The sequence below is a fragment of the Thauera butanivorans genome (assembly GCF_048398245.1).
Taxonomy (GTDB): domain Bacteria; phylum Pseudomonadota; class Gammaproteobacteria; order Burkholderiales; family Rhodocyclaceae; genus Thauera; species Thauera butanivorans.
The window spans coordinates 2,820,555-2,844,731 of record NZ_CP183038.1; the positions used below are offsets into that span (position 1 = coordinate 2,820,555).

The 24,177-nt window shown below is 63.0% G+C and carries 21 protein-coding genes; 7 read left to right on the top strand and 14 right to left on the bottom strand.

Features of this window, described 5'->3' with window-relative positions; genetic code table 11:
- Nucleotides 1–246: 246 nt before the first annotated feature.
- The 3 genes from ACNQFN_RS13685 to ACNQFN_RS13695 are packed head-to-tail and all read right to left on the bottom strand — an operon-like array spanning nt 247 to nt 5,878.
- Nucleotides 247–1,710 (bottom strand): efflux transporter outer membrane subunit, encoded by a 1,464-nt coding sequence (locus ACNQFN_RS13685; protein WP_083953677.1) that lies wholly within the window; start codon nt 1,708–1,710, stop codon nt 247–249.
- Nucleotides 1,707–4,790 (bottom strand): efflux RND transporter permease subunit, encoded by a 3,084-nt coding sequence (locus ACNQFN_RS13690; RefSeq protein ID WP_418646787.1) that lies wholly within the window; start codon nt 4,788–4,790, stop codon nt 1,707–1,709. The genes ACNQFN_RS13685 and ACNQFN_RS13690 overlap by 4 nt, the downstream gene beginning before the upstream one ends.
- Nucleotides 4,787–5,878, bottom strand: a complete 1,092-nt coding sequence (locus tag ACNQFN_RS13695) for an efflux RND transporter periplasmic adaptor subunit (RefSeq protein ID WP_418646788.1) — start codon at nt 5,876–5,878, stop codon at nt 4,787–4,789. The genes ACNQFN_RS13690 and ACNQFN_RS13695 overlap by 4 nt, the downstream gene beginning before the upstream one ends.
- Before the next feature lie 642 nt (nt 5,879–6,520).
- Between ACNQFN_RS13695 and ACNQFN_RS13700 the strand changes: the two genes are divergently transcribed.
- Genes ACNQFN_RS13700 through ACNQFN_RS13715 form a run of 4 tightly spaced genes read left to right on the top strand, consistent with a single transcriptional unit; the run spans nt 6,521 to nt 8,574 of the window.
- A complete protein-coding gene (locus tag ACNQFN_RS13700; protein ID WP_157659182.1) occupies nt 6,521–7,027 on the top strand; it encodes a hypothetical protein in 507 nt (168 codons plus the stop codon).
- A 48-nt stretch (nt 7,028–7,075) separates the two neighbouring features.
- The gene (locus ACNQFN_RS13705; RefSeq protein ID WP_418646789.1) at nt 7,076–7,438 is read left to right on the top strand and encodes a hypothetical protein; all 363 of its coding nucleotides are present in this window, start codon (nt 7,076–7,078) and stop codon (nt 7,436–7,438) included.
- Nucleotides 7,439–7,498: 60 nt separating this feature from the next.
- Entirely contained in the window at nt 7,499–7,927 is a 429-nt protein-coding gene (locus tag ACNQFN_RS13710) for a disulfide bond formation protein B (protein WP_174524548.1), read from the top strand.
- Nucleotides 7,928–7,938: 11 nt separating this feature from the next.
- Entirely contained in the window at nt 7,939–8,574 is a 636-nt protein-coding gene (locus ACNQFN_RS13715) for a DsbA family protein (protein ID WP_068638162.1), read from the top strand.
- A 253-nt stretch (nt 8,575–8,827) separates the two neighbouring features.
- On the opposite strand, the gene ACNQFN_RS13720 is transcribed toward ACNQFN_RS13715, so the two are convergent.
- From ACNQFN_RS13720 to ACNQFN_RS13745, 6 genes are all read right to left on the bottom strand, one after another.
- Nucleotides 8,828–9,280 carry a c-type cytochrome gene (locus tag ACNQFN_RS13720; protein WP_418646790.1) on the bottom strand — a complete coding sequence of 151 codons (453 nt, stop codon included), beginning with the start codon at nt 9,278–9,280 and terminating at the stop codon, nt 8,828–8,830.
- Between the two features lie 148 nt (nt 9,281–9,428).
- On the bottom strand, nt 9,429–10,241 hold the full coding sequence (gene siaD, locus ACNQFN_RS13725) for a biofilm regulation diguanylate cyclase SiaD (protein ID WP_157659181.1): 813 nt from the start codon (nt 10,239–10,241) through the stop codon (nt 9,429–9,431).
- 5 nt (nt 10,242–10,246) lie between these two features.
- The gene (gene siaC / locus ACNQFN_RS13730; protein WP_068638156.1) at nt 10,247–10,627 is read right to left on the bottom strand and encodes a biofilm regulation phosphoprotein SiaC; all 381 of its coding nucleotides are present in this window, start codon (nt 10,625–10,627) and stop codon (nt 10,247–10,249) included.
- 14 nt (nt 10,628–10,641) lie between these two features.
- The gene (siaB, locus tag ACNQFN_RS13735) at nt 10,642–11,181 is read right to left on the bottom strand and encodes a biofilm regulation protein kinase SiaB (protein ID WP_068638154.1); all 540 of its coding nucleotides are present in this window, start codon (nt 11,179–11,181) and stop codon (nt 10,642–10,644) included.
- A gap of 8 nt (nt 11,182–11,189) precedes the next feature.
- The gene (locus ACNQFN_RS13740) at nt 11,190–13,226 is read right to left on the bottom strand and encodes a SpoIIE family protein phosphatase (RefSeq protein WP_418646791.1); all 2,037 of its coding nucleotides are present in this window, start codon (nt 13,224–13,226) and stop codon (nt 11,190–11,192) included.
- 420 nt (nt 13,227–13,646) lie between these two features.
- Entirely contained in the window at nt 13,647–13,985 is a 339-nt protein-coding gene (locus ACNQFN_RS13745; protein ID WP_418646792.1) for a ferritin-like domain-containing protein, read from the bottom strand.
- Nucleotides 13,986–14,012: 27 nt separating this feature from the next.
- Between ACNQFN_RS13745 and ACNQFN_RS13750 the strand changes: the two genes are divergently transcribed.
- The 3 genes from ACNQFN_RS13750 to dksA all read left to right on the top strand — a co-directional run bounded on the left by ACNQFN_RS13750 (nt 14,013) and on the right by dksA (nt 17,132).
- Nucleotides 14,013–15,389, top strand: coding sequence for an NTP/NDP exchange transporter (locus ACNQFN_RS13750; protein ID WP_418646793.1), 1,377 nt, complete (start codon nt 14,013–14,015; stop codon nt 15,387–15,389).
- Nucleotides 15,386–16,330, top strand: coding sequence for an aldo/keto reductase (locus tag ACNQFN_RS13755; RefSeq protein WP_068638148.1), 945 nt, complete (start codon nt 15,386–15,388; stop codon nt 16,328–16,330). Before ACNQFN_RS13750 ends, ACNQFN_RS13755 begins: the two co-directional genes overlap by 4 nt.
- A 376-nt stretch (nt 16,331–16,706) precedes the next feature.
- Nucleotides 16,707–17,132: an RNA polymerase-binding protein DksA gene (gene dksA / locus ACNQFN_RS13760; RefSeq protein ID WP_068638146.1), complete on the top strand. Its 426-nt coding sequence runs from the start codon at nt 16,707–16,709 to the stop codon at nt 17,130–17,132.
- A gap of 102 nt (nt 17,133–17,234) precedes the next feature.
- Here the strand turns inward: dksA and pnp are convergent, their stop codons facing one another.
- The 5 genes from pnp to infB all read right to left on the bottom strand — a co-directional run bounded on the left by pnp (nt 17,235) and on the right by infB (nt 24,172).
- Entirely contained in the window at nt 17,235–19,340 is a 2,106-nt protein-coding gene (gene pnp / locus ACNQFN_RS13765; RefSeq protein ID WP_369404216.1) for a polyribonucleotide nucleotidyltransferase, read from the bottom strand.
- Nucleotides 19,341–19,529: 189 nt separating this feature from the next.
- On the bottom strand, nt 19,530–19,799 hold the full coding sequence (gene rpsO, locus ACNQFN_RS13770; protein ID WP_068638143.1) for a 30S ribosomal protein S15: 270 nt from the start codon (nt 19,797–19,799) through the stop codon (nt 19,530–19,532).
- 79 nt (nt 19,800–19,878) lie between these two features.
- On the bottom strand, nt 19,879–20,853 hold the full coding sequence (gene truB / locus ACNQFN_RS13775) for a tRNA pseudouridine(55) synthase TruB (RefSeq protein ID WP_418646794.1): 975 nt from the start codon (nt 20,851–20,853) through the stop codon (nt 19,879–19,881).
- 1 nt (nt 20,854) lies between these two features.
- Nucleotides 20,855–21,301 carry a 30S ribosome-binding factor RbfA gene (gene rbfA / locus ACNQFN_RS13780; RefSeq protein ID WP_068638142.1) on the bottom strand — a complete coding sequence of 149 codons (447 nt, stop codon included), beginning with the start codon at nt 21,299–21,301 and terminating at the stop codon, nt 20,855–20,857.
- A gap of 3 nt (nt 21,302–21,304) precedes the next feature.
- Complete coding sequence (infB, locus tag ACNQFN_RS13785) at nt 21,305–24,172, bottom strand: translation initiation factor IF-2 (RefSeq protein WP_068638141.1); 2,868 nt, start codon at nt 24,170–24,172, stop codon at nt 21,305–21,307.
- Nucleotides 24,173–24,177: the final 5 nt, after the last annotated feature.

Sequence of the window (24,177 nt, forward strand, 5' to 3'; positions counted from 1 at the left end):
GTCACAAGGTCTCTGATGAAGCGCCTCCCGCTTTCGCGGTCTGGCGCATCCACCTTCATCATGCGTTTTGATCGGGTGCTCGTGACTGCCTGAAAGGGTAGGCACTACTGGATCGGCCTTGCGATGAACGGAGATACCCCTTGACGCACAAATCCGTTCGCCCCGAGCTTGTCGAAGTTCATTGCCTGAAAAATCAATGATTTCGACAAGCCCAGGCCGAACGGTCATGAACCATTCGGCGCTTCCTCAGCTTCGAATCTGCGCTGGAGCAGTGCTCGATCCACCGCCCAGCGCCTGGTAAAGCTGGACGATCGACTGTTGCAGCGCGCGACTGGTCTGCGACTGCGACAGTTCGCTGTCGAAGAGCTGGCGTTCTGCGTCGATGACTTCGAAATAGCTGGAGATCCCCGCAAGATAGCGTGCATTGGTGACCCGCAAGCGTTCGCGGTTGGCCTGCACGACCCTGCTCATGGCCTCGCGTTGTTCGCTCAGGCGCTCGAATGCGACAAGGGCATCGCTGACCTCGCGGAAAGCCTGGCGGATGGTGGCCTTGTACTGTTCGACCAGGATGCGCTGCTGCGCTTCCGCCGCAGCCACCCCTGAACGCAGTCGGCCGGCATCGAACAGCGGCAGGCCGAACGAGGGCTGCAGGGACCAGGCGTAGCGGTTGCCGTCGAAGAGTTCGCCGAGATCGGTACTGGCGAAGCCGAGCAGTGTGGTGAGGGTGATCCGGGGCAGGAAGGCCTTGCGTGCGGCGTCCAGATTGGCGCCGGCGGCACGTAGCGCCTCCTCCGCCGCCCGGATGTCGGGGCGACGCTGCAACAGCGCCGACGGCAGGCCTGCGTCGAGGCGTACGGGCGTGTCCAGCGCGTCGAGCCGTGCGCTGCGAAGAATCGGCCCGGGATTGCGGCCGAGCAGCAGCGCGAGCGCATTCTCGGCCTGCGCGATGCGGCGTGCCTGGTCGGCGAGCGCCTGCTCCGAGCCGGCGAGCACGGATTCCGCCTGGCGCACATCCAGGATGGAAGATACGCCTTCGTCGAACCGCGCACGCGTCAGGCGCAGCGCCTTGCGCCGGCCCTCGATCGTGCGGCGGGTGATCTCGCGCTGCGCATCGAGGTCGAGCAGCTCGAGATACAGCGAGGCGACCTGTGCGATCAGGCTCGCGCGCACGCCGTCGGCCTGGGCCGCGCTGGCGAGCACCTCGCGACGGGCAGCCTCGGAACGCGCGGCCAGGCGCCCCCACAGATCGATTTCCCAGGCGGGTATCGAGAGCGCGACCGAACCGGACTCGCCCACACGGTTCCCGCTCGGATCGATACCCGGCATGCGTTCCCGGGTCCCGGCGCCGGTGGCGTTGACGGCCGGGAACCGTGCGGCATGCTCGATGCCGTACTGGGCGCGGGCGAGTTCGATGCGCTCGATGGCGATACGCAACGTCGCGTTCGCAACCAGGGCCTCCTCGATCAGTGCCTGCAGTTCGGGGATGGGCAGCAGGACGTTCCATGGGAGGCTCGCGAGATCGGCCGTATCGTCGTGGCCGTCACGTTCTGTCGTCAGCCGCCAGTGCTCGGGCACCTCAACGCTTGGGCGGACGAAGTCCGATGGTTGGCACCCGCCCACCAGGGCAGCCACCACCAACGGACATCCCAGGCGGCCAAACCTCGCAAGCGCGATATCCAGCAGGCCGGTACGCAGGGTGCTGCGGCTCATCGTGCCTCCTCCCGTCCGGATTCCGGCCTTGCCGGGTACGCAAGCTCTTCACCTCGTATGCGGAAGAAGCTCGCGTACAGTAGCGGCACCACGACCAGGGTCAGCCCGGTCGCGAAGATCAGGCCGAACATGATCGTCACCGCCATGCTGCGGAAGAAGGGGTCGACCAGCAGCGGTGCCACGCCGAGCACCGTGGTTGCGGCACCGAGAAAAACCGGGCGGGCGCGGCTGGCCGAAGCGTCGAGCACCGCAAGCAGGCGTGGCTTGCCCTCGCGGATCTCGACGTCGATCTGATCCACCAGCACGATCGCGTTCTTGATCAGCATGCCCGTCAGGCTCAGGAAGCCGAGAATGGCCATGAACTCGAACGGCGCCTGGAACACCAGCAGTCCGATCGCCACCCCCACGACCGCCAGTGGCACGGTGAGCCAGATCACCGCGGTCTGGCGCAGGCCATTGAACATCACGATCACCGCCACCACCATCGCCGCGAAGCCGAACGGCGCGGCCGCGGCCAATCCGGCGTTGGCCTCGGTGGCGGCCTTGTACTCGCCGTGCCATTCCAGCGCGTAGCCCGGTGGCAACTCGATGGCCTCGATCTTCGGCCGAAGGCGCGCGAACAGCGGTGCGGACAACTGCCCCGCGGGCGGGTCGCACTGTGCCTTGATGGTCGGAAAGCGGTTCTCGCGCCGGATCAGCGCATCCTCCCACACCGTGTCGATACGCTCGACGAACTGGCTCACCGGGACGTACTTGCCGGCGGTGGCGCTGAACACCTGGGCGTTGCCGAGGTCTTCGATGCCTCGGCGCTCGTCGGCCGGCGCACGTGCGAGGATGGGGATCAGGCGCTCGTCCTCGCGATAGACGCCGATCTGCTGACCGACGTAGGTGCGCTCGAGTGCCGCGGCGATATCCGAGGGCAGCACGCCGGCGCGTTGCGCGGCCTCGACCGAGAAGCGCGGGCGCACCACCGGCACCGCCTGGCGCCAGTCGTCCTGGATGGCGACGGCTTCCGGGTCCGTGGCCATGATGGCCTTGGCCTCCTCGGCCAGCCGGCGCAGCACGGCAGGGTCGGGGCCGCGGAAGGCCGCTTCGATCTTCTTCCCGCCACCGCGGCCGAGCATGAACTTCCACACCTTGACGCTGGCCTCCGGAAAGGCGTTCTCGAGTTCGGGCTGCAGACGTTCGATCAGGCCGGCGATGTCCTCGAAGCGCTCGACATCGACCAGGAGCTGGCCGTAGGCGGGGTTCGGGTCTTCCGGGCTGTAAGTCAACATGAAGCGCAACGCCCCCTGACCGACGAAGCTTGTGACGTGGGTGACACCCGGTGCGTCGCGCACCGTCTCCTCCGCCTTGGCCACCATGGCCGCGGTGGCGTGGATGTCGGTCCCTTGTGGCAGCGCCAGGTCGACCACGAACTGGGGCCGCGCGGAGTCGGGCATGAAACCGGGCGGAACGAAGCCGAAGGCCACCACGCCGGCCGCCAGCAGCCCAGCCAGCACCACGCCGCTGGCGGCACGGTGGGCGAGCACGCTCTGCAGCACGCGGCGGTAGCCACGCAGCAACCGCCCCTCTGCGGCGCCGGCATCCACCTTGGTCTTCAGGAAAGCCGCGCACAGGAGCGGGGTCAGCGTGATCGCGAACAGCCACGACAGCAGCATCGAATACAGGATGACCCAGAACAGCGACCCGGCGTATTCACCCATGTCGGTGGGCGACAGGCCGATCGCGCTGAAGGCGAGGATGCCGACCACGGTGCCCCCGAGCAGTGGCCACACCGTGGCGCGCACCACTGCGCCCGCGGCCGATGCAAGCGGTTCGCCCTTCTGCAGCCGGACCAGGATGCCGTCGGTGACCACGATGGCGTTGTCGACCAGCATGCCGAGCGCGATGATCAGCGCGCCGAGCGAGATGCGCTGCATGGCGATGCCGTCCATCAGCATCGCGATCAGGGTACCCGCTACGGTGAGCACGAGGACCGCACCGATGATGAGTCCGCTGCGCAGCCCCATGAAGAGCAACAGCACCACGACCACGATCGCGACCGCAGCCACGAGGTTCTCGACGAAGCCCGACACTGCGGCGCGCACCGCGTCCGACTGGACGGAAACGACGTTCAGCTCCATGCCGATCGGGCGCTGGCCTTCAAGCTCGGCCAGGCGCCGCTTCACCGCGTCGCCCATCTCGACCACGTTGCCGCCGAGCACGTTGGAAATGCCCAGCCCGATCGCCGGACGACCATCGTGGCGCATCAGCACCGCGGGCGGATCGACGTATTCGCGATGGATGCTGGCCACGTCTCGAAGGCGCAGCAGGCCGCTGTTGGCGTCGCCCGCGACCACCAGGTCGCCGAGCGTCTCGACCGCAAGGACGCTCTCGGCCGGCTGGATCTGCAATCGCAGTGGGCCTGCATTGACGGCGCCCGCGGGCACGATCAGGTTCTGCGCGCGCAACGAGGCATAGATCCGGTCGAGCGGCACGCCCAGCTGAGCGGCACGGGCGCTGGAAACCTCGACGTAGATCGCTTCCTTGCGCTCGCCCAGCAGCGCAACCTGTGCCACACCCGGCACCAGCACCAGTTCACGGCGCAGGAAATCGACGTAGTTCCAGAGCTGGCGCGGGCTGTAGCCGTCGCCCGTGACGGCATAGAACAGCGCGAAGACATCGCCGAAGTCGCCCTTGACCACGGGCTCGGCCGCACCTGGCGGCAAGGCGCGGGCGGCGTCGGCAATCTTGCTGCGCAGCTTGTCCCACACCTGGTCGAGCTCGGCCTGGGTGCGCGAGAAGGCCAGCTTGGCCTCGACCTTGACCAGCGACTCGCCGGCGCGCGATACCGAGGTCACTTCTTCGACCTCCTGCATCTGTTGCACCGCGCCTTCGATCAGGTCGGTGATCTCCTCGGCGACCTGTGCCGGCGAAGCGCCCGGATAGGCCGTGACCACCACCGCCTGGCGGATGACGAACTCCGGATCCTCGAAGCGCCCCAGGCGCTCGTACGACAGCCACCCGCCCACCAGGACGAGTAGCACCACCACCCAGGCGACAACCGATTTTCGGAGCGTATATTCGGCAATGTTCATTGGCGGCGATCCGCTGTCGTCATCGCTAGAGCCCGGACCCGCATCCCTTCACGTAGCCCTCCCACGCCGGCCGCAACGATACGCTGGCCGCGCTCAAGACCGGATCGCACGACGATCCGGGCCCCACGGATGTCGCCAGTCTCGATCGGCCTGCGCTCTACGCGGCCGCCCTCATCGACGACCCAGACGCCTGGCGCACCTTGTGCATCAGGCGCAACGGCGGACAGCGGGACCGCCACCGCCGCTTCCGTGCTTGACATGGCCTCCCTCCGCATAGCCGGCTGGACGTTCACCGCCATGCCGGGCAAAAGATTCAGACCCTTCGGAATCGACTTCACCGAAAGTACGGCGACATAAGTCTGAGTCAATGGATCGGCGTCCGCAGCGAAGGACTTGAGCTCGAGCGCCAACGACTGCTCGGCGTCATCGTCGAAGAAGGCGATGGCCTCCTGATGAGATTGCATTCTCCGCACCAAGCGCTCCGGGACATTGATCACCACTTCCAGCTCACGCAGGTCCTGCAGTTCGGCAATAGGCTGCTTAGCCTGCACATTGGTGAAAGTTTCAATGCGACGGCGGGTAATCACGCCATCGAAGGGCGCCCGGATGACGGTGTCCGCAAGATCCTGCTCTGCGGCAGCCAGATTGGTTCGGGCCGCTTCGAGCCGGGCGCGACGGTCGTCAACCTCCGCACGCGCAACAGCCAACTCCTCTTCCCAGAGCCGCTGGTAGCGCGCAAGATCAACCGTTGCCCGCTCGAACTCGGCACGTGCTGCATCCAACCTGGCCTTGTACACACCATCGTCCAAGCGCGCGACCACGTCACCAGCTTTGACCTGCCGCCCTTCTTCCAGCCTGAAGCGTTCCACCGATCCGGGCACGTCGAACGATAATTCCGCACGCTTGGCTGCGCGGAGACGCCCCGGCAAACGAAGCGTGTCGTACAAGATCTGTCGATCGACGGTCACTATGAGTGCAGGCCTCACTGCCTCGGGGATCCCGGTTGGCGGTGGTGCGTCACCACATCCGCCGGTCATTACGGCCAGGATCGCTCCTGCCCATAGAACGAAATTTTTGGAATGTCGCATGTCATTAATGGCCGCCCAAAACCGGCTGCCAGGTTACTCCCGCCAAAAAAGAGCCACTCGTTAGCGACGGGAGCGATGTTTATAAGATTCCGTGACCGATCGACGATCAACTTGCATTTGCAACAGGACAGATCAGAGTCGGAAACAGGCGGAAAATGAACCCCATCCCGCGCAATGGGCCTTCGCAACACATGACAAATTGCAAGGTTCCACGCCATGCCGGTTAACCGGCAGCAACGATGAGCGCTCAGTCATTTCACGCTCATCGCAGTCGCACGAATTCGTCGAACCGGAAGAATAAACACTTCCCGGCCCGATATGCAGCCTTCCGGCCCATTTTGGGCCCGTCAATAGCCATGATCGAAGGTCCCGACATTCTGCGCAATCAAACCGCCCCGCCTTTCCAGCCAGATCGAACGCCTCCCTCTGGGATTTCCCTGCAATCAAAATTCAGTCCATCAATACGTACATAGATTCATTTATGAGCCGTCTCAATTTGGGCCGATGCCAGACTAAAATTACTTTCAAGCGATTATCCTCTGTGCCGTCCTCCCGGTTGGCAATGGAACCACAGCCTCGATCCAATCCGGAATCTCTTCTCAACGGCCAATCCTCGACACTGACGCCACATTCGAATCCATCATGGGAAAAGTCGCACTCCATCTTCTATGCGTGATCCTGATCTCGGCTTCTGCACATGCTTCGCCGCCCTCCTCACCGCCGGAATCGAACGAGTCCGATGAGATTGCGCGCATTCGAGATCAGTTCTCGACGCTTGATCGGCGCCGCATGGAGCTGGTTCGCAGCCGCATAGAGCTCTCCTCCGAAAAGAGCGCCCCCTTCGACGCGGCGTACCGGGAATACATCGACACCGTCGCTCTACTACGCTCGGCCCAACTACGAATCCTCGAAAATTACGCTGACCAGTTCAATAACGACTTTGACCAAGCCGGCACTCCATTGAAGATGATCTGCGGATCGCTTTCTCTCGATTCAAAGCGGATCGAAGCCAGGAGGCGCTTGCTCCGGGACCTTGCCCCTCATTTGACTACCAAGCAACTGCACCTCCTCACAAGATTGGAGGCTGAGATCGACGCCGAGATGACGCTAGGCATCATCCGACAGGTGCCGGATCCGTATCGAGGCTAGTAGTCGACCTCGCTCCCTAACTTAATTCAACACGATCAGGACATACAGATGGCTCTCTGCATCAGAAAAACAATCCACTATCGCATGGTCGCATCGCTTTTGCTCATGGCCTTTGCCATGCCAGCATCCGTTCTCGCAGACGATCGCAATCCAGCATACCGTTTGGGCGCGTTCTCAGGCGCAATGAAGTATTGTGAAGAACGATACGATGAGAAAAGTGTGCGGTACGGCCTGGCCCGACTTCGTGTCGCCAAGGAAGTAGATAATTTTTCTGGAAAGGAGAAACTGGTTGCACTGACTGGCCGAGACCGTGCATACAACCGCGGTCAGTTTCTCGGGAACCGGCTGAACCGCAACGAGTGCCGCGCCCTGTTGAGGACGGGGGAGTGGAAGAGGTTCTTCGCAGACTGACCCTATTTTCCGGTGAGGCGCGAACCTTTGACCATGCATTCGGCAAGACAGGATGAACCAATGCCGTCGAATCGAGCGGATAAACTGACCTATCTTTTCCTCGCGTGGCTCATCGCCCTGATCTCGACTGCCACCGCGGTGTTTCTCGGCGAAATCATGGGGCAGCCTCCGTGTGATCTTTGCTGGTATCAGCGCATTGCGATGTTTCCATTGGCTGTCATCCTCGGGATCGCAAATTTCCGCGATGACGCAACTGCATGGATCTATGCGTTGCCGCTCGCAGTGGCTGGTTCCGTATTGGCACTGGTGCACACGACGACATATCTCAGCGCCCTTCCCGAGGTGATTGAAGTGGCACGCACCATGGGCCCCTCATGCACCGACCGTAGCATGCAAGTCATGGGCATTCCCCTACCCTTGCTTTCTCTCGCATCGTTCCTATCCATGACTGCGCTGCTCACAACTGTTTCCATAAAGGATCACTCATGACCAGGAGACGAATGCTGCTAGCCACTGCATTTGCAGTAAGCGCTGTGTTTCTCATCGCCACGGCAACGTTCCATATGTTGTCGTCAGGCACCTCCAACACAAAGGAGCCTCCGGGGAGCGCGCTGGAGCGATCGCATTCACATGCGATCGGGCCTGAGGACGCCAGAGTCTCCATTGTCGAGTTTTTCTCCCCTTCATGCAGCACCTGTGCATTCATTCACCCCTACGTCAAGGAAATCGTCGACCGGGCCCCTGAAGACATTCGATTGGTGTATCGCTACGTCGTTTTCGACGAGCAAGGAGAATACGCCGCACGGATCATCGAATCAGCGAGATCCCAAGGGCTGTACGACGCGGTTCTCGCTGCGGTTCTCGAGACCCAGCCTGAGTGGCGGCAAGATCCGGCGATGGCCGCCGCATGGCGAGCGGCTGAGATGGCAGGCCTTGACATTGACAAGGCAAAGGGCGAACTCTACTCGGAATCAATCAATGAAACGCTTCGCACGGATCTGGAGGACGCGAGAAATCTTGATATACATGCAACTCCGAGCTTCTTCGTAAACGGCCGGCCTCTTGCTGCTCTAAGCGTGGAGGCACTGCAAGCGCTTGTGCAAACTGAGCTGGAGGACGCCGCAAGCAGGCGGTAATCCCCCTGCAAGGCCTCCGGCCAGGCGCGAGAACGGTGTCACGCCGGTGCCTGCGGCAATCCAGACCTGATCCCGTTCTTCCTGTCCGGCCGGTTGGAAGGTTGAAGCAAGCATACGATCCTCCGGCCTGCACCGCCTGCCCCGATCGAAAGCGTTGCGCGACCCCCTGGGTGAGTCGCCCAGCGCCTTGACCTGGAAGATGACGCAGCGATCGCCCCGATCAGGGCCGGCAATCGCGATGGCTCTCGAAAACTCAGTCGAGCCGGTACTTATCGTGACAGGCCTTGCAGGTGGCTCCTGTTTCACCAAATGCCTTTTGCACGGCTGCTTTGTCGCCCTTTGCGGCGGCGTTCGCCAGGTTCGCGGCAGCGGCATTGAAATCGGTGGCGAGCTTGCCGAGATCCGCCATATTCTGAAACGCTTCAGGCTTCACGCGCGTTTTGCGATCACCAATGTCGCTCTCAGTCCCTGGGCCGTAAAGGGCCCCCATCCCCGAACCAGCGATGGCAGCAACCGCGCTGGCCGCCGCCTGAACCTGTTGAACGTTGAATTCACCATCCAGGTTGGCTTTGATCTTGCCCATGTTCCAGGCCATAAAGCTATAACCGGCTTGCCGATATTTTATCTGATCCTCGGGTTTGACCTGGGCGGAGACCGTGCCGACCAGAGAGAGGGCAAGGATGCCGAACGCAACAAGTTTCTTCATTATTCACCTCGTTTAAAAAAAGAACAGTCAAGCGCTGCTGCAATTGCGCCGGCGCTTGAACTCTGACATGGAGGATCCACTTGCGGAGCCGACAAGGATGCACACAAGCGAGTCCCTCCTGATCGGCGGCCTGAAGATCCACTGGCGCCTATATGGTACCAACCTCATCTTCAATCACGGGGGAAACACGATTTCGGCCTGTGCGCTTCGCGTCATACAGGGCTGAATCGGCTTTCTTCAAGGTGTTCTCGAGATCCTCTACCGCACGGCAGGAGCCATAGCCGAAGCTCATGCTGACGGCGAGGGACTGTCCATCCGTGCCACGGTACTGGGTCTCCGAAATCACACGGCGGAGATTTTCGCACACCCGGTATGCCTGGGCTTCGGTGGTTGACGGCAGCAATAGAAGAAACTCTTCTCCGCCCCAACGTCCGCAAACATCATACTTTCGTATATTCAAGACGAAGCGCCGGGCAACCTCCATCAGCACCGCATCGCCAGTATTGTGGCCGAATGTATCGTTGACGGCCTTGAAATGATCAATATCTGCCAGTACAACCGAGAAGAGCTGGTCTTGATGACGACCCAGCTTCAGCGCCTCTTCGTGAAGGCGCCTTTGCATGTAGCGGCGGTTATACAAGCCTGTCAGCGGATCGTGCGTGGACTGTTGGCGCAGTTCTTCATGCTGGCGGCGCATGATTTGCTGATAGCGGTCGCTGATGCGTAGCAGGCGTTCAAGTTGGTGCAGCTGTTTCTCGTAGCGTTGGCAGTATGACATGCCACGCTCATGCTCGGCCCCTTGATAGCGATCGGCAATGTGCGTGATTCGTTCCAGCTGGCGAAGCAGATCGCGATGCCTCTCCATCAATACGCCTAATGCATGATGGAGCGGGTGCCCCTGCCATGCCGGATCGGCCAGGAGCCCATCGATATCCACTTCAAGTTCCTGCATATCTGCCATCACGCTTAGCTCTGCCGCTTGAGGACCACGAAAGGGAAAGTACAGTCCTCCCGAAACTCTTCGGCCAGTTCGGCCACGCGCTCGTTCTCGGCATCGTAATACCAAATCAAGCTGACCTTCTTACCAGCTCGATGAGCCGATTCCATGTCATCAAAGAGATCCATCAGCATACGGATGCTGCTCGTATTTATATAGAGAAGCGAGAGCTCAAGTATCAGCGGTGACTCCGAAATTGCTACATAGCCGTTAATCCAGTTGAGAAGCGGTTCAAAGAACTCGAACGCATCTTCCGGATAAGAGTCACCACACAGACTGACGCGTCCCGACTGCCAGTCGGTCTGGATCGATGGAGTTGAGGTGGTTCCAGGTAGATGGATGTCCTGCATACGTTTAATGATCTTCAAAGAATGACCTGCAGGCTGAAGAAGCCCCAATTTTCGTCAAGCCGGTTGAAAGATGCGACCAACGGTTGGCTAGCCTTGCGCGCCATATCGATCAGTCCCAGACCTGCCCCAGTGCTGGCGCCGGGAGCGCGCGGCTGACGCATCTGATTCTTCCACAGCGCCTTGAGTTCGAGCTTGTCAAGACGCGCTAACTCATGAATACGCCGGAATAACTCTTCGCCATCAGCCATCTCCACCACGTTCCCCGCATTGATGATGTAACGATTCTGCTCACGGGAGATCGTTATCGTTCCGCTGGCACGCTCATCGGAAAGCCCCTTTTTTTTCGAGTAATGGCGGATGTTCTGCGTAAGCTCAATATAGATGGTGAACACATCCGTCACTTCCGTTGGAGTGGCTGACAATGCCTCGAGGTGTTTCCGCAATGCCAATCCAATCTCTTCGATCAACGAAGCGGAAAACAATCCGTTGAACGCCAGCAGGATGTAGTGCTGCTCGAACAGGTTACGCAGTAAAAGGAGATTTTGTGGGTGCATCGTGTCGTCTATTCATCAGTTATGGGTGCGTGGTTGGCGTGGTCGCAAGCGGGTATCCCAACGTTCGGCAAGGCCGAGAACCCGATCACACAGATATCGTCAAGTTGTGTCTCCCCTCCCTGCCAGTTACTCAGGCACGAAACGAGAGCTGTATTTCGAGCCGGCCATGGCAGTGTATGGAGCACCCCTAGCAGTTCAACAAAGCGGCTGGCACCGAATCCATAACGCCTCTCCCCCCCGATCTGATCCAGTGCGCCATCCGAAGTCAGATAGCAGTCCAGTCCGAGTGCCGGCAAGGCCAGGTTCTGGTAAATCTCCTGGCGCTTTCCGCCCAAAGCGCGTTTAGAGCCCTTATGAACCCTGACTGATCCGTCACTGGCGACGCAGAAGAGCCCAATGCCCGCGCCAGAGTAGATGAGGCTGGCCTGAGCCGGATCGATGCGAACCAAAGCTGCCTCCATGCTGGTGGGAACACGTTGGCGACTGGCCAGTTGTTCGGCAAATGGCGCACGCACGATCTTGTTCATCATATTGAGGATTGCTGCTGGATCGTGACTGCCTACGCGGTCAATAGCAGCCTGGAAAGCACCATGCGCTACCATGGTCATCATTGCGCCGGTTACGCCATGACCTGCACAATCGATGAGCCCGATCAGCCAACCGTCCGAATCGCGATGGAAGAGATACAAGTCGCCGCTGACAATATCCTTGGGTCGCCATAGCACCAGGAACTTGCCGTGGCTGACTTCGGCCAAGGCTGCCTGTTGCAACATGGCATCTTGAATCATCCGGGCACAATGTATGTTGTCCTGCTGACGTGTCAGTACCTCCGTCAATGCTCTCGTCCGTTCTTTCACAACGGCTTCCAGGTTCTCCGTATGGTGCCGGACCCGTCTCGCCATGCGATTGAACGCTCCGGCCAGTTCGCCGATCTCGTCGTGTCGATACAGTTGCAGCTTGATGTCGTACTGACCCCGCTCCATCTCCTGCACTCCCTGGCTCAAGGCAAGAAGCGGTTTGAGGACCAGAAAGTGAGCACCGTAGTACATCAAAACCATCGCCAGAACCAGCAGACCACCGAGCACCGACAAGGCCCCCAGCAGGAGATTGGAATCAGCGAACGCTCCTGTATGGGCTTCCACTGCGCTAACGACGAACCAGTCCAGCTCGGGCAACCACGTAATACCCAGCAACTGGCGCCTGCCCTCGAGCACAACGTCCAATGTCTCCACGTCGCTTTGATTGTTACGTAGCAACTGCATTGCCGCGGACACCCGCTGCTGGTCATTCAGTCCCGACAGCAGCTTGAACAGGGTGTGCGTCGGTACCTTATCCGTTATGGCCTGGTGTTCAATCTGTTCGGGATCGGGGTGGGCCTGAATCGCGCCATTGCCTGCTATCAGCATTGAAGTCACCCCGGACGTCTCGCGACGGGCAAAACGCTGCAGGAAGTGTGCCAGATCATAGCCAGTGCCGACAAACCCAAGTGGCGTGCCGTCTGAATCCGTTACGAGAACGTTGATCCAGACCTTCGTGGCGCCCACTTGCTGATTGGTGTTGATGTTGAAGTTATAAGGTGTTCGTCTTGCGATACTGGCAAAGAACCACGCGTCAGCCGCCACGTCCCGCCGCATGGTGCCGCGCGGATTCGCCGAGAACGCCAGATCGTTGTCATTGAGGTAGAAATGCCGGGTTTCTGCTGCGCCGACAAACAGAACATGCTCACCGAACAGGCGCCTGAACGACTCTGCTTCGACAAAGAACGCATCCTTATCAATCCCGTTGCCTTCGTCGCGCAGGAACCGGCGGGTTACATCGCTATCCGCAAGCTTCTTCGACAAGGCCAACTCTCGGGCAACAGGCAGCATGAATTGCGCCTTGCTCAGGAGCACATGATTTCGAACCACGTTGCCCCCGTAGCTTTCGCGGGTCAGTTCAATGAAGATCCAGCTGGTAGCGAAGGCGGCAATCAACAGTACAACGGCCAGCGTACCCAAAAGGATGGCAGCCTTGCTTCGAAGACCGAAACGCAGGGCCGCAGACATGATGTGCCGGAGGGCTGAGCGGATACATCCGATTAAAGATATCAGATTGGGCGTGCTGCCGGACTGCAAAGGATCGATCCTTACGTAAGAACAACAACATCCTTGAACATTTATCTACAGCCATTCCTCGCAATATATGGCCCCCCACGTATCGGCGCAGCATTGCCGACTTTGGCGAGCTGCAGAAAACTAACAAACTAATCTTCGAAACACCAGATCTCAAGACCCGGTTCAGGCCGCATTCGCCCATTCCGGGTCGAGAGAAGAAAAAACCCTTGCTTCATAAGTCTTTCAAATGACCTTATTATGAAAACGGGCATTGATGCATTCACGCGAACCTGCCATCGAATCCGCTGAAGATTGCATCCTCATCTGCTGATCGAAGCCGTCGCGAGATCAAAGGCGTTCTGGCCATCCTGGTCACCCCGCCGTTCCCAGTTTCATTTGACATTGCAGGTAATTCGGCATGCCGATCAGGCGCAGTTGCTGTTCGAGCCAGCGAATGTGGTTTTCCTCGGTATCGAGCAGCAGGGGCATCAGCTTCTCGCGCGTGACGAAATCCCCCTCCTGTTCGCACAGTGCGACAATCTCGCGCAGTTGCCGGATCACGGTGCTTGCGTGGTGGAATGCTTTCCGCGGCAGGGCGCCGATTTCGCCGGAACATTGGATCGTTCCCGCTGTCTCCCCGATTCGGCACCTCCAGCACAATCGCTCATACCTGCCGGCAGCCATCCCTCCACAGGCATTCCTCATGCACATCGTTCCGTCTGCCCGGAGCCGGCCTCGATGACAACTTTGCTCAAGCAAACGCGCCTTGGCGCACTTTTCAAGCTTCGCCGCGACGAAGCCGTACCGGTGCTGCTGGCCGGCCTGTTCTTCTTCTGCGTGCTGACCGCCCTGATGGTGCTGCGCCCGGCGCGCGACGCGCTGGGCATGCAGCGCGGCATCGAGGCGGTGCGCTGGTTGTTCATGGGCACTGCGCTGGTGACGCTGCTGGCCAATCCGGTGTTCGGCTGGCTGGTCAGCCGCCTGCCGCGGCTGACGTTCATCGCCGCGACCTATGTCTTCTTCGCGCTGAGCCTGGTCGGCTTCCATCTGCTGCTGGTACTGGCGCCGGAAGCGGTCGGCATCACCAGCGGGCAGGTGTTCTACGTCTGGTTCAGCGTCTTCAACCTGTTCGCGACGATGCTGTTCTGGGCGCTGATGGCGGACCGCTTCACGCTGGAGCAGAGCAAGCGCTTTTTCGCGCTGATTTCGGTGGGGGGCACGCTGGGCGCGATCTTCGGCCCCTGGCTGGCTTCGGTGCTGGCGCGTCCTCTCGGCACGCCGGCGCTGCTGCTGGTGTCGGCCGGCTTCCTGATGCTGGCGCTGGGCGCGGCATGGGCGGTAGCGCGCAGCCAACGATCCGGGGCCGCAAGTGACGGCGCAGACGGCTCCGGGCAGGCGGAACGGCCGGAACATGCGATCATCGGCGGCAGCGCATGGCAGGGACTGAAAGCGGTGTTCGCCTCGCGCTACCTGCTCGGCATCGCGGTCTACGTGATCATCATGGCGGTGGTCGCCACCCTGCTCTACTTCACCCGCCTGCAGATGGTGGCGGCGCTCGGCGGCGACATGGACCAGCGCACGGCGCTGTTCGCCCGCATCGACCTGATCACCCAGCTCACGACGCTGGTGCTGCAGGCGCTGATCGCCGGCCGTGTCATGGAACGCTTCGGCGTCCACCTGACGCTGATGCTGCTGCCGCTGACGGTGGTGCTGGGCTTCGTCGGCCTGGCCATCGTCGGCACGCTGGCGGCGCTGATCGTGTTCGAAGCGACGTTTCGCGCCGTGCAGCGCGCGCTGACGCGGCCGGCACGCGAGACGCTGTACACGGTCGTCAGCCGCGAGGACAAGTACAAGTCGAAGGCCTTCATCGACACTTTCGGCTACCGCGGCGGCGACGTGGCCGGCGCCCAGGTCGAGGGTCTGCTCGGGCGGCTGGGCATGGGCCTGGCCGGCCTGGCGAGCGTGGCGATTCCGCTGACGCTGGCCTGGGCGGCACTGGGGCTGTGGCTGGGACGCGCCCAGCAGCGCCTGGCCGCGGAACGCGAAGCAAGCCTTCCTCCAGTCCCGGCCGCAGCGCCGGGAGAACCTTCCACGACAAGGAGTCCAACACCATGATCACACGACGAGACTGCCTCAAGCTTTCCGCCGCTGCGGGCCTGGCCCTGGCCACCCATCCCCGGTTGCTGATGGCTGCCGAGGGCAAGCGCAGCCTGATCACGCGAACGATTCCCGGCACCAGCGAGCAGTTGCCGGCCGTCGGCCTGGGCAGTTCGGCATCTTTCTCCCGCATTGCCGGCGAAGGCAAGGTCGAGCAAGTGCGCGAGGTGCTGGAAGCCTTCGTGCGCGAAGGCGGCACGGTTTTCGATACTGCACCCAGCTACGGCGCCGCCGAGGAAGTGGCCGCCAGGATCGCCCAGGAGACCGGGCTGAACCGGAAGCTGTTCTGGGCCACCAAGGTGAACGTGGCCGGGCGCGGCGGCGGCAAGGCCGATCCGGCCGCGGCCCGCGCCCAGATCGAGCAGTCGCTGGCGCGGCTGGGAAAGGAGCAGATGGATCTGATCAATGTGCACAACCTGGGCGACGTGCCCACCCAGCTCGGCCTGCTCAAGGAGTACCGCGACGCCGGGCGCGTACGCTACATCGGCGTGACGACCACCTTCCCGGGCCAGTACGAGGAGCTGGAACGCATCATGCGCAGCGAGCCGCTGAACTTCATCGGCGTGGACTACGCGATCGACAACCGGGTGATGGAAGAACGCATCTTCCCGCTGGCGCAGGAGCGCGGCATCGGCGTGCTGGCCTACCAGCCTTTCGGCCGCTCGCGGCTGTGGCAGAAGGTGGACGGCCATGTGCTGCCGGACTGGGCGGCCGAATACGACATCGCCTCATGGGGCCAGTTTTTCCTGAAATACGTGATCTCCCACCCCGCGGTCACGGTGGCCACACCGGCGACCAGCCAGGCACGCAACGCCATCGACAATCTCGGTGCGGCAAGCGGCCGCCTGCCAGACGAGGCCGGCCGCCGCAGGATGTTCGAGCACATCCGGTCGCTGTAGGCCGGGTCGGGCTGCGCAGGTCGGGCCACGCAGGCTGCATCGCACAAAATAATGCTTCTGGGGTCATAAAATTTTTTGTATTTGGAATTATTGCATCGCACAATCCATCCAGTTAGTATCTGAACCGTCTCCTCCACCCTCCTCCTTAGGTGTGGATTTCAGCCCGGACCGTCAAGCGTCCGGGCTTTTTCTTTTCGGCGCCCCTGTCGCGCCCTTCCTTCATCGCCATGCAAGCCTCGCCGGCGCCGGACGGCCCGGAGCGATCGCGGCTTCGCGCGCAGCTTCATTCCGGCAGCTGCCGGTCGGCTTGCTGCCACCCCCCGATTCTGCTATTAAGTCGCCTCTACCATTCACCAACCTACGGAAGTTGAGATTCATGGCTGACGATACCCTGCACAAACAATTCCCGCCCTACGTTCCCGCCGCTGGCGAGGAATACATGAGCGAGAAGCAGATCGCCCACTTCCGCGAAATCCTGGGCTCGCTGAAGGGTGAATTGATGGAGGACATCGAACGCACCGTGCACACGATGCAGGACGAAGCCACCGTGTTCGCCGACCCCAACGACCGCGCCAGCCAGGAATCCGACATCGCACTCGAACTGCGCAACCGTGACCGCGAGCGCAAGCTGATCAAGAAGATCGACGAAGCCCTCGGGCGACTCAATGACGGCGAGTACGGCTACTGCGACAGCTGCGGCGTGGAAATCGGCCTGAAGCGCCTGGAGGCCCGTCCGACCGCCACGCTGTGCATCGACTGCAAGACCCTGGAAGAAATGCGCGAACGCCAGGTCGCCAGGTAAACACCAACCGCTGCTCCAACGAAAAAGGACGCCGTGGCGTCCTTTTTCGTTGGAGCGTGCACCGCAGCGGACCGGAATCCGCTGCGCGCCGCCAGCCTATCCTCAGCCGGCGTTCTCGTTCAGCAGCGCCTTCATGCTCAGGCGGATCTTGCCGCGCTCGTCGGTCTCCAGCACCTTCACGCGCACCACCTGGCCTTCCTTGACGTAGTCGGAGACGTTGTTGACGCGCTCGTTGGCGATCTGCGACACGTGCAGCAGGCCGTCGCGGCCCGGCATGATGTTGACGATGGCGCCGAAGTCGAGCAGGCGCACGACCGGACCTTCGTAGACCTTGCCGACTTCGACTTCGGCGGTGATCGCCTCGATCTTCGCCTTCGCCGCCTGGGCGCCTTCGGCGCTGACCGACGAGATCGTGATCTGGCCGTCGTCCTCGATCTCGATCACGGTGCCGGTTTCTTCCTGCAGGCCACGGATCACCGCGCCGCCCTTGCCGATCACGTCGCGGATCTTCTCGGGGTTGATCTTCATGTTGATCATGCGCGGCGCGTATTCGGACACCTCGCCGCGCGAAGCGCCCAGCGATTCCTTCATGATGCCGAGGATGTGCAGGCGGCCGGACTTGGCCTGGTCCAGCGCGACCTGCATGATGTCCTTGGTGATGCCCTGGATCTTGATGTCCATCTGCAGGCCGGTGATGCCGTTCTCGGTGCCCGCGACCTTGAAGTCCATGTCGCCGAGGTGGTCCTCGTCGCCCAGGATGTCGGTCAGCACGGCGAAACGGTTGCCTTCCTTGATCAGGCCCATGGCGATGCCGGCGACGTGGTCCTTCAACGGCACGCCGGCATCCATCATCGCCAGCGAGCCGCCGCAGACCGAAGCCATCGACGACGAACCGTTGGACTCGGTGATCTCGGACACCACGCGCACGGTGTAGGAGAAGTCCTCGGCCTTCGGCAGCATCGCCACCAGCGAGCGCTTGGCCAGGCGGCCGTGACCCACTTCGCGGCGCTTGGTGACGCCGAAGCGGCCGGTTTCGCCGGTGCAGAAGGGCGGGAAGTTGTAGTGGAGCAGGAAGCGCTCCTTGTACTCGCCGGCGATGGCGTCGATGATCTGCTCGTCGCGGCCGGTGCCCAGCGTGGCGACGACCAGCGCCTGGGTCTCGCCTCGGGTGAACAGCGCCGAACCGTGGGTGCGCGGCAGCACGCCGGTGCGGATCGTGATCGGACGCACGGTGCGGGTGTCGCGGCCGTCGATGCGCGGCTCGCCGTTCAGGATGCGGCTGCGGACGATGCCCGATTCGATGTTGAAGAAGATGTCCTTCAGCTCGGTGGCCGCCGGCGGGTTGTCGACGCCTTCGCTCAGCGCCGCCGCCACGCGCTTGCGGATCTCGCCCAGGCGGGCCGAGCGCTCCTGCTTGCTGGTGATGCGGAAGGCTTCTTCCATGTCGGCCTTGGCCAGTTCGGTGACGCGGGCGATCAGCGCGTCGTTGCCCGCCGCTGCCTGCCAGTCCCATTCGGGCTTGCCGGCGACTTCGACCAGTTCGTTGATGGCCTTGATCGCGTTCTGCATCTGCTCGTGGCCGAACACGACCGCGCCCAGCATGACCTGCTCGGGCAGCTCCTGCGCTTCGGACTCGACCATCAGCACGGCGGCCTGGGTACCGGCGACCACCAGGTTCATCTGGCTGGTCTGCAGCTCGGTCGCGGTCGGGTTCAGGATGTACTGGCCGTCGGCATAGCCGACGCGGGCGGCACCGATCGGGCCGTCGAACGGAATGCCCGAGATCGCCAGCGCGGCGGAGGCGCCGATCATCGCCGGGATGTCGGCGTCGATTTCGGGGTTCAGCGACAGCACGGTCACGATCACCTGGACTTCGTTCATGAAGCCTTCGGGGAAAAGCGGGCGGATCGGGCGGTCGATCAGGCGCGAGGTGAGGATTTCCTTCTCGCTCGGGCGGCCTTCGCGCTTGAAGAAGCCGCCGGGGATGCGGCCCGCGGCATAGAACTTCTCGACGTAGTCGACGGTGAGCGGGAAGAAGTCCTGGCCCGGGCGCGCTTCCTTGGCGGCCACCACGGTGGCCAGCACCACGGTCTCGTCCATGTTCACGATGACGGCGCCGCCGGCCTGGCGAGCGATCTCGCCGGTTTCCAGAGTGACGGTGTGCGCGCCGTAGGCAAAAGTTTTCTTGATAGCGTTCAGCAAGGGAATTCCTTTAACGATGAATGCAGCGAACCACAACTGCGGGCGGCATGCGGATGGAAGCATCCTGCCGCAGGAGAACCAGCCGGTGTTTGCGGTGCCGCAAACGGCACAAAGCCGGCGGTGCCGCGGAGGCACGCACCGGCTTTGTCGCTTACCTCGCCCTGGCGGGCGCTGTCGGGCTGGTCATGGACGCAATTACTTGCGCAGGCCCAGACGCTCGATCAGGTTGCGATAGCTTTCGGCGTTGCGGCCCTTCAGGTAGTCCAGCAGCTTGCGGCGCTGGCTGACCATCTTCAGCAGGCCGCGGCGGGAGTGGTGATCCTTGCCGTGGGCCTTGAAGTGGGGGGCGAGCCCGTTGATGCGGGCGGTCAGGAGCGCAACCTGGACTTCCGGCGAACCGGTGTCGCCCTGGGCGCGCTGGAAGTCGGAGACGATCTTCGACTTGGATGCGGTATCAAGAGCCATGTGTGTCTTTACTCGTGTTTTTCTGCCAATCAGAAGCGGAGGATTATACCCAAAGCCGCGCCAGAAACTCAATCGATAATCATGCAGATGCGCCAGGCGCATCCGCCCCGGTGGCGATCAGCCGGCGTGCCGCCAGCTTGCCGCCCAGCTGCCACTGCCCCAGGCCGAGGAAGCCCTGCGGGCCGTAGACGCGTACCAGGCCCACGGCGAGCCCTTCGGTGCCAGCATCACCCAGCGCCAGCACCCTGCCCTGCAGCAGCCCGCGCGCCTGCTCGGCGTCGAGATGGCAGGCCGGATATGCGGCCACCAGCGTATCGGCCGGTGCCAGCAGGCCGGCACGGACTTCGGCCGGCTGCGCTTCCAGCGCTTCCAGCGTCAGCGCATCGGCGACGTCGAAGGCGCCGATGCGGGTGCGGCGCAGGGCGCACAGATGCGCGCCGCAACCCAGCGCCGAACCGATGTCCATCGCCAGGCTGCGGATGTAGGTGCCCTTGCTGCAGGCCACGCGGATGCTGAAGCGGGTAGCGGCGAAATCGAGCAGTTCGAGCGCATGGATCCGTACCTTGCGCGCTTCGCGCTCGATCTCGATCCCCGCCCGCGCATACTCGTACAAGGCCTTGCCGTCGCGCTTCAGCGCCGAATACATCGGCGGCACCTGCTCGATGTCGCCGCGGAAGTTCTCGAGCACGGCGTCGAGCTGCGCCCGCTCGACGGCCACCGGCCGGCTCGCCAGCACCGCCCCTTCGGCGTCGCCGCTGTCGGTCTCGATACCCAGCTGGACGACGGCTTCGTAGGTCTTGTCGGCGTCGAGCAGCATCTGCGAGAACTTGGTCGCCTCGCCGAAGGTCAGCGGCAGCAGGCCGCTGGCCATCGGGTCGAGCGTGCCGGTATGGCCGGCCTTGGCGGCGTTGAGCAGGCGGCGCGCCGTCTGCAGCGCGCCGTTCGAACTCATGCCCCGAGGCTTGTCGAGCAGCAGCACGCCATCGACGATGGCGCGGACGATCTTGCGCTGCACCTGCTTCGGCCGGCGCGGACGCGCCGCAAGCTCCTGCATCTCAGCCGCCGGCCTTGCCATCATCGTCCGCGGCGCGGCTGCCATCCGTACCGTCACCGCCATCCTTGCCTTTGTCGCCGTCCTGGCTGCGCGCTTCGTCCTCGCGCACCACTTCGTCGATCAGCCGGGACAGGCGCGAGCCTTCTTCCACCGAGCGGTCGTAGTGGAAATGCAGCTCGGGAATGGTGTGGATGCGGATGCGGCGGCCGAGCTCGCGGCGCAGGAAGCCGCCGGCCCGGCGCAGGCCCTTGAGGATTTCGGGCACGTCCGCCTCGCCCGTCATCGAGGTGAAGAACACCTTGGCGTGGGCGTAGTCGGGCGTGATCTCGACGTCGGTCAGCGTGATGAAGCCGACGCGCGGATCCTTGACTTCGAGCCGGATCAGCTCGGCCAGCTCGCGGCGGATCTGCTCCACCACGCGCTGGCTGCGGGAATACTCCTTGGGCATCGCTTACAGCGTCCTCGCCACTTCCTTGATCTCGAACACCTCGAGCTGGTCGCCTTCCTGGATGTCGTTGTAGTTCTTGAGCTGCAGGCCGCACTCGTAGCCGAACTTGACTTCCTTGACGTCGTCCTTGAAGCGCTTGAGCGATTCGAGCTCGCCGGTCCACAACACCGTGTGGTTGCGCAGCAGGCGAACGTGCGAACCGCGCTTGACCATGCCTTCGAGCACGTAGCAGCCGGCGATCGAACCGACCCTGGAGATCGTGAACACCTGGCGGATCTCGACCATGCCGATGACTTCCTCGCGCTTCTCGGGCGCCAGCATGCCGGACAGCGCCGCCTTCACCTCATCGACCGCGTCGTAGATGATGTTGTAGTAGCGGATATCGACGCCGAAGGTTTCGGCCAGCTTGCGCGCGCCGGCATCGGCACGGATGCTGAAGCCGAGGATGACCGCGCCCGAGGCCTGCGCCAGGTTGACGTCGGATTCGGAGATCGCGCCCACCGCGGCGTGGATGACGTTGACCCGCACTTCGTCGGTGGAGAGCTTGAGCAGCGACTGCACCAAGGCTTCCTGCGAACCCTGCACGTCGGCCTTGATGATCAGTGGCAGGCTCTTGACCTCGCCGTCGGCCATCTGCTCCATCAGGGTCTCGAGCTTGGCGGCCTGCTGCTTGGCCAGCTTGACGTCGCGGAACTTGCCCTGGCGGAACAGCGCGATCTCGCGCGCCTTGCGCTCGTCGGCCAGCGCGATCGCCTCGTCGCCGGCGGACGGCACGTCCGACAGGCCGAGGATCTCGACCGGGATAGACGGGCCGGCTTCCTCGATCTGCTTGCCGTTCTCGTCCAGCATCGCGCGGATGCGGCCGAAGGTGGCACCGGCCAGCAGCACGTCGCCCTTGCGCAGGGTGCCGGACTGCACCAGCAGCGAAGCCACCGGGCCGCGCCCCTTGTCGAGGCGGGCTTCGATGATCAGGCCCTTGGCCGGTGCATCGATCGCTGCGGTCAGCTCCAGCACTTCGGCCTGCAGCAGCACGGCTTCGAGCAGTTCGTCGACGCCCGTGCCCTTCTTCGCCGACACCGGCACGAAGATCACGTCGCCGCCGTACTCTTCCGGCACCACGCTCTCGGCAATCAGTTCCTGCTTGACCCGCTCGGGGTTGGCTTCGGGTTTGTCGATCTTGTTGATCGCCACCACCAGCGGCACGCCGGCAGCCTGGGCGTGGTGGATGGCTTCGCGCGTCTGCGGCATCACGCCGTCGTCCGCCGCCACCACCAGGATGACGATGTCGGTCGCCTTCGCGCCGCGCGCACGCATCGCCGTGAAGGCCTCGTGGCCCGGCGTGTCGAGGAAGGTGACGACGCCGCGCGAAGTCTCGACGTGATAGGCGCCGATGTGCTGGGTGATGCCGCCGAATTCGCCCGACGCCACCTTGGCGCGGCGGATGTAGTCGAGCAGCGAGGTCTTGCCGTGGTCGACGTGGCCCATGACGGTGACCACCGGCGCACGCGGCAGCAGCTCGACGTCCTTGTGCTCGTCGTGCTCGTCGAGGAAGGCGTCCGGATCGTCCAGCTTGGCCGCCAGCGCGGTATGGCCCATTTCCTCGACGATGATCATCGCCGTATCCTGGTCGAGCACCTGGTTGATCGTGACCATGGTGCCCATCTTCATCAGCACCTTGATCACTTCGGTGGCCTTCACCGCCATCTTGTGGGCGAGATCGGCCACGGTGATGGTCTCGGGCACGTGCACTTCACGCACGATCGGCTCGCTCGGTGCCTGGAAATTGCTGCGTTCGTCGCTCTGGTGGCGGCCATGGCGGCCGCCGCCCTTGCCGGCGCCACGCCAGTTGTTGCCGCCCGAGCCCACTTCGCCGCGGGTCTTCAGGCCGCCGCGGCGCTTGCCGCCATCGGCAGCATCGCGGCCAGGCGCACCGCGCTTGGCATCCTTGGCACCCGGCTTGTCGTCGGCCTTGGCCGGACGGTGCAGCGTACCGCTGCCCGGCTTGGCCGCAGCGGGCTTGGCCGGCTCTTCCTGCTTCTTCAATGCGGCAGCGACACGCGCTTCTTCCTCGGCACGGCGCGCATCGGCCGCCGCGCGTGCAGCGGCCTCGCGTTCCTGGCGGGCACGGAGATCGGCGGCCTGACGCTCCCTGAGCGCACGCAGGCGCTCTTCGTCGCGCTTGCGTGCGGCGATTTCCTCGTCGCTGAGGATCTCGTTGATCGGCAGCGGCTTCGAGCGCACCAGCGTGGTGGTGGTTTTCGTCGGTGCCGATGCCGCCGGCACGGCGGCCGGAGCGGGCTCGGCCGCCGGCTCGGGCTCAGGCTCGGCAGCGACCGGTTCGGGCTGGGCAGCCGGAGCGGGCTCCGGAGCAGGCGGCTCGGCCACCACGGGCTGTTCCACCACCGGGGCTTCGGCTTCAGCCGGTACAGGCTCTGCCGCAGCCGGCGCGGCGGCTGCGGCCACCGGCTCGGGCGCCGGTGCTTCGGCCTGCACGGGCGGCAGATCGGCCAGCGGCGCTTCTTCCAGCGCTTCCGGTGCCGGAGCGGCGGCGGCCTGGGCCTCCGCGGCGACTTCGTCACGCTTGACGAAGGTCCGCTTCTTGCGGACTTCGACCTGCACGGTACGCGCGCGGCCGGTCGAATCGGTGGCGCGGATCTCGGTCGTCTGCTTGCGGGTCAGGGTGATCTTGCCCTTGGGCTCGGTATCGCCGTGCGAACGGCGCAGGTATTCCAGCAGTCTCGCCTTGTCCTGTTCTGTCAGCAGATCGGTCGGACCGGATTTGTCGACGCCGGCACGCTTCAACTGCTCGAGCAGCGCCGCGGCCGGCATCTTCAGTTCGCCGGCAAACTGGGTCACGCTCATGTTTTCCATTACTG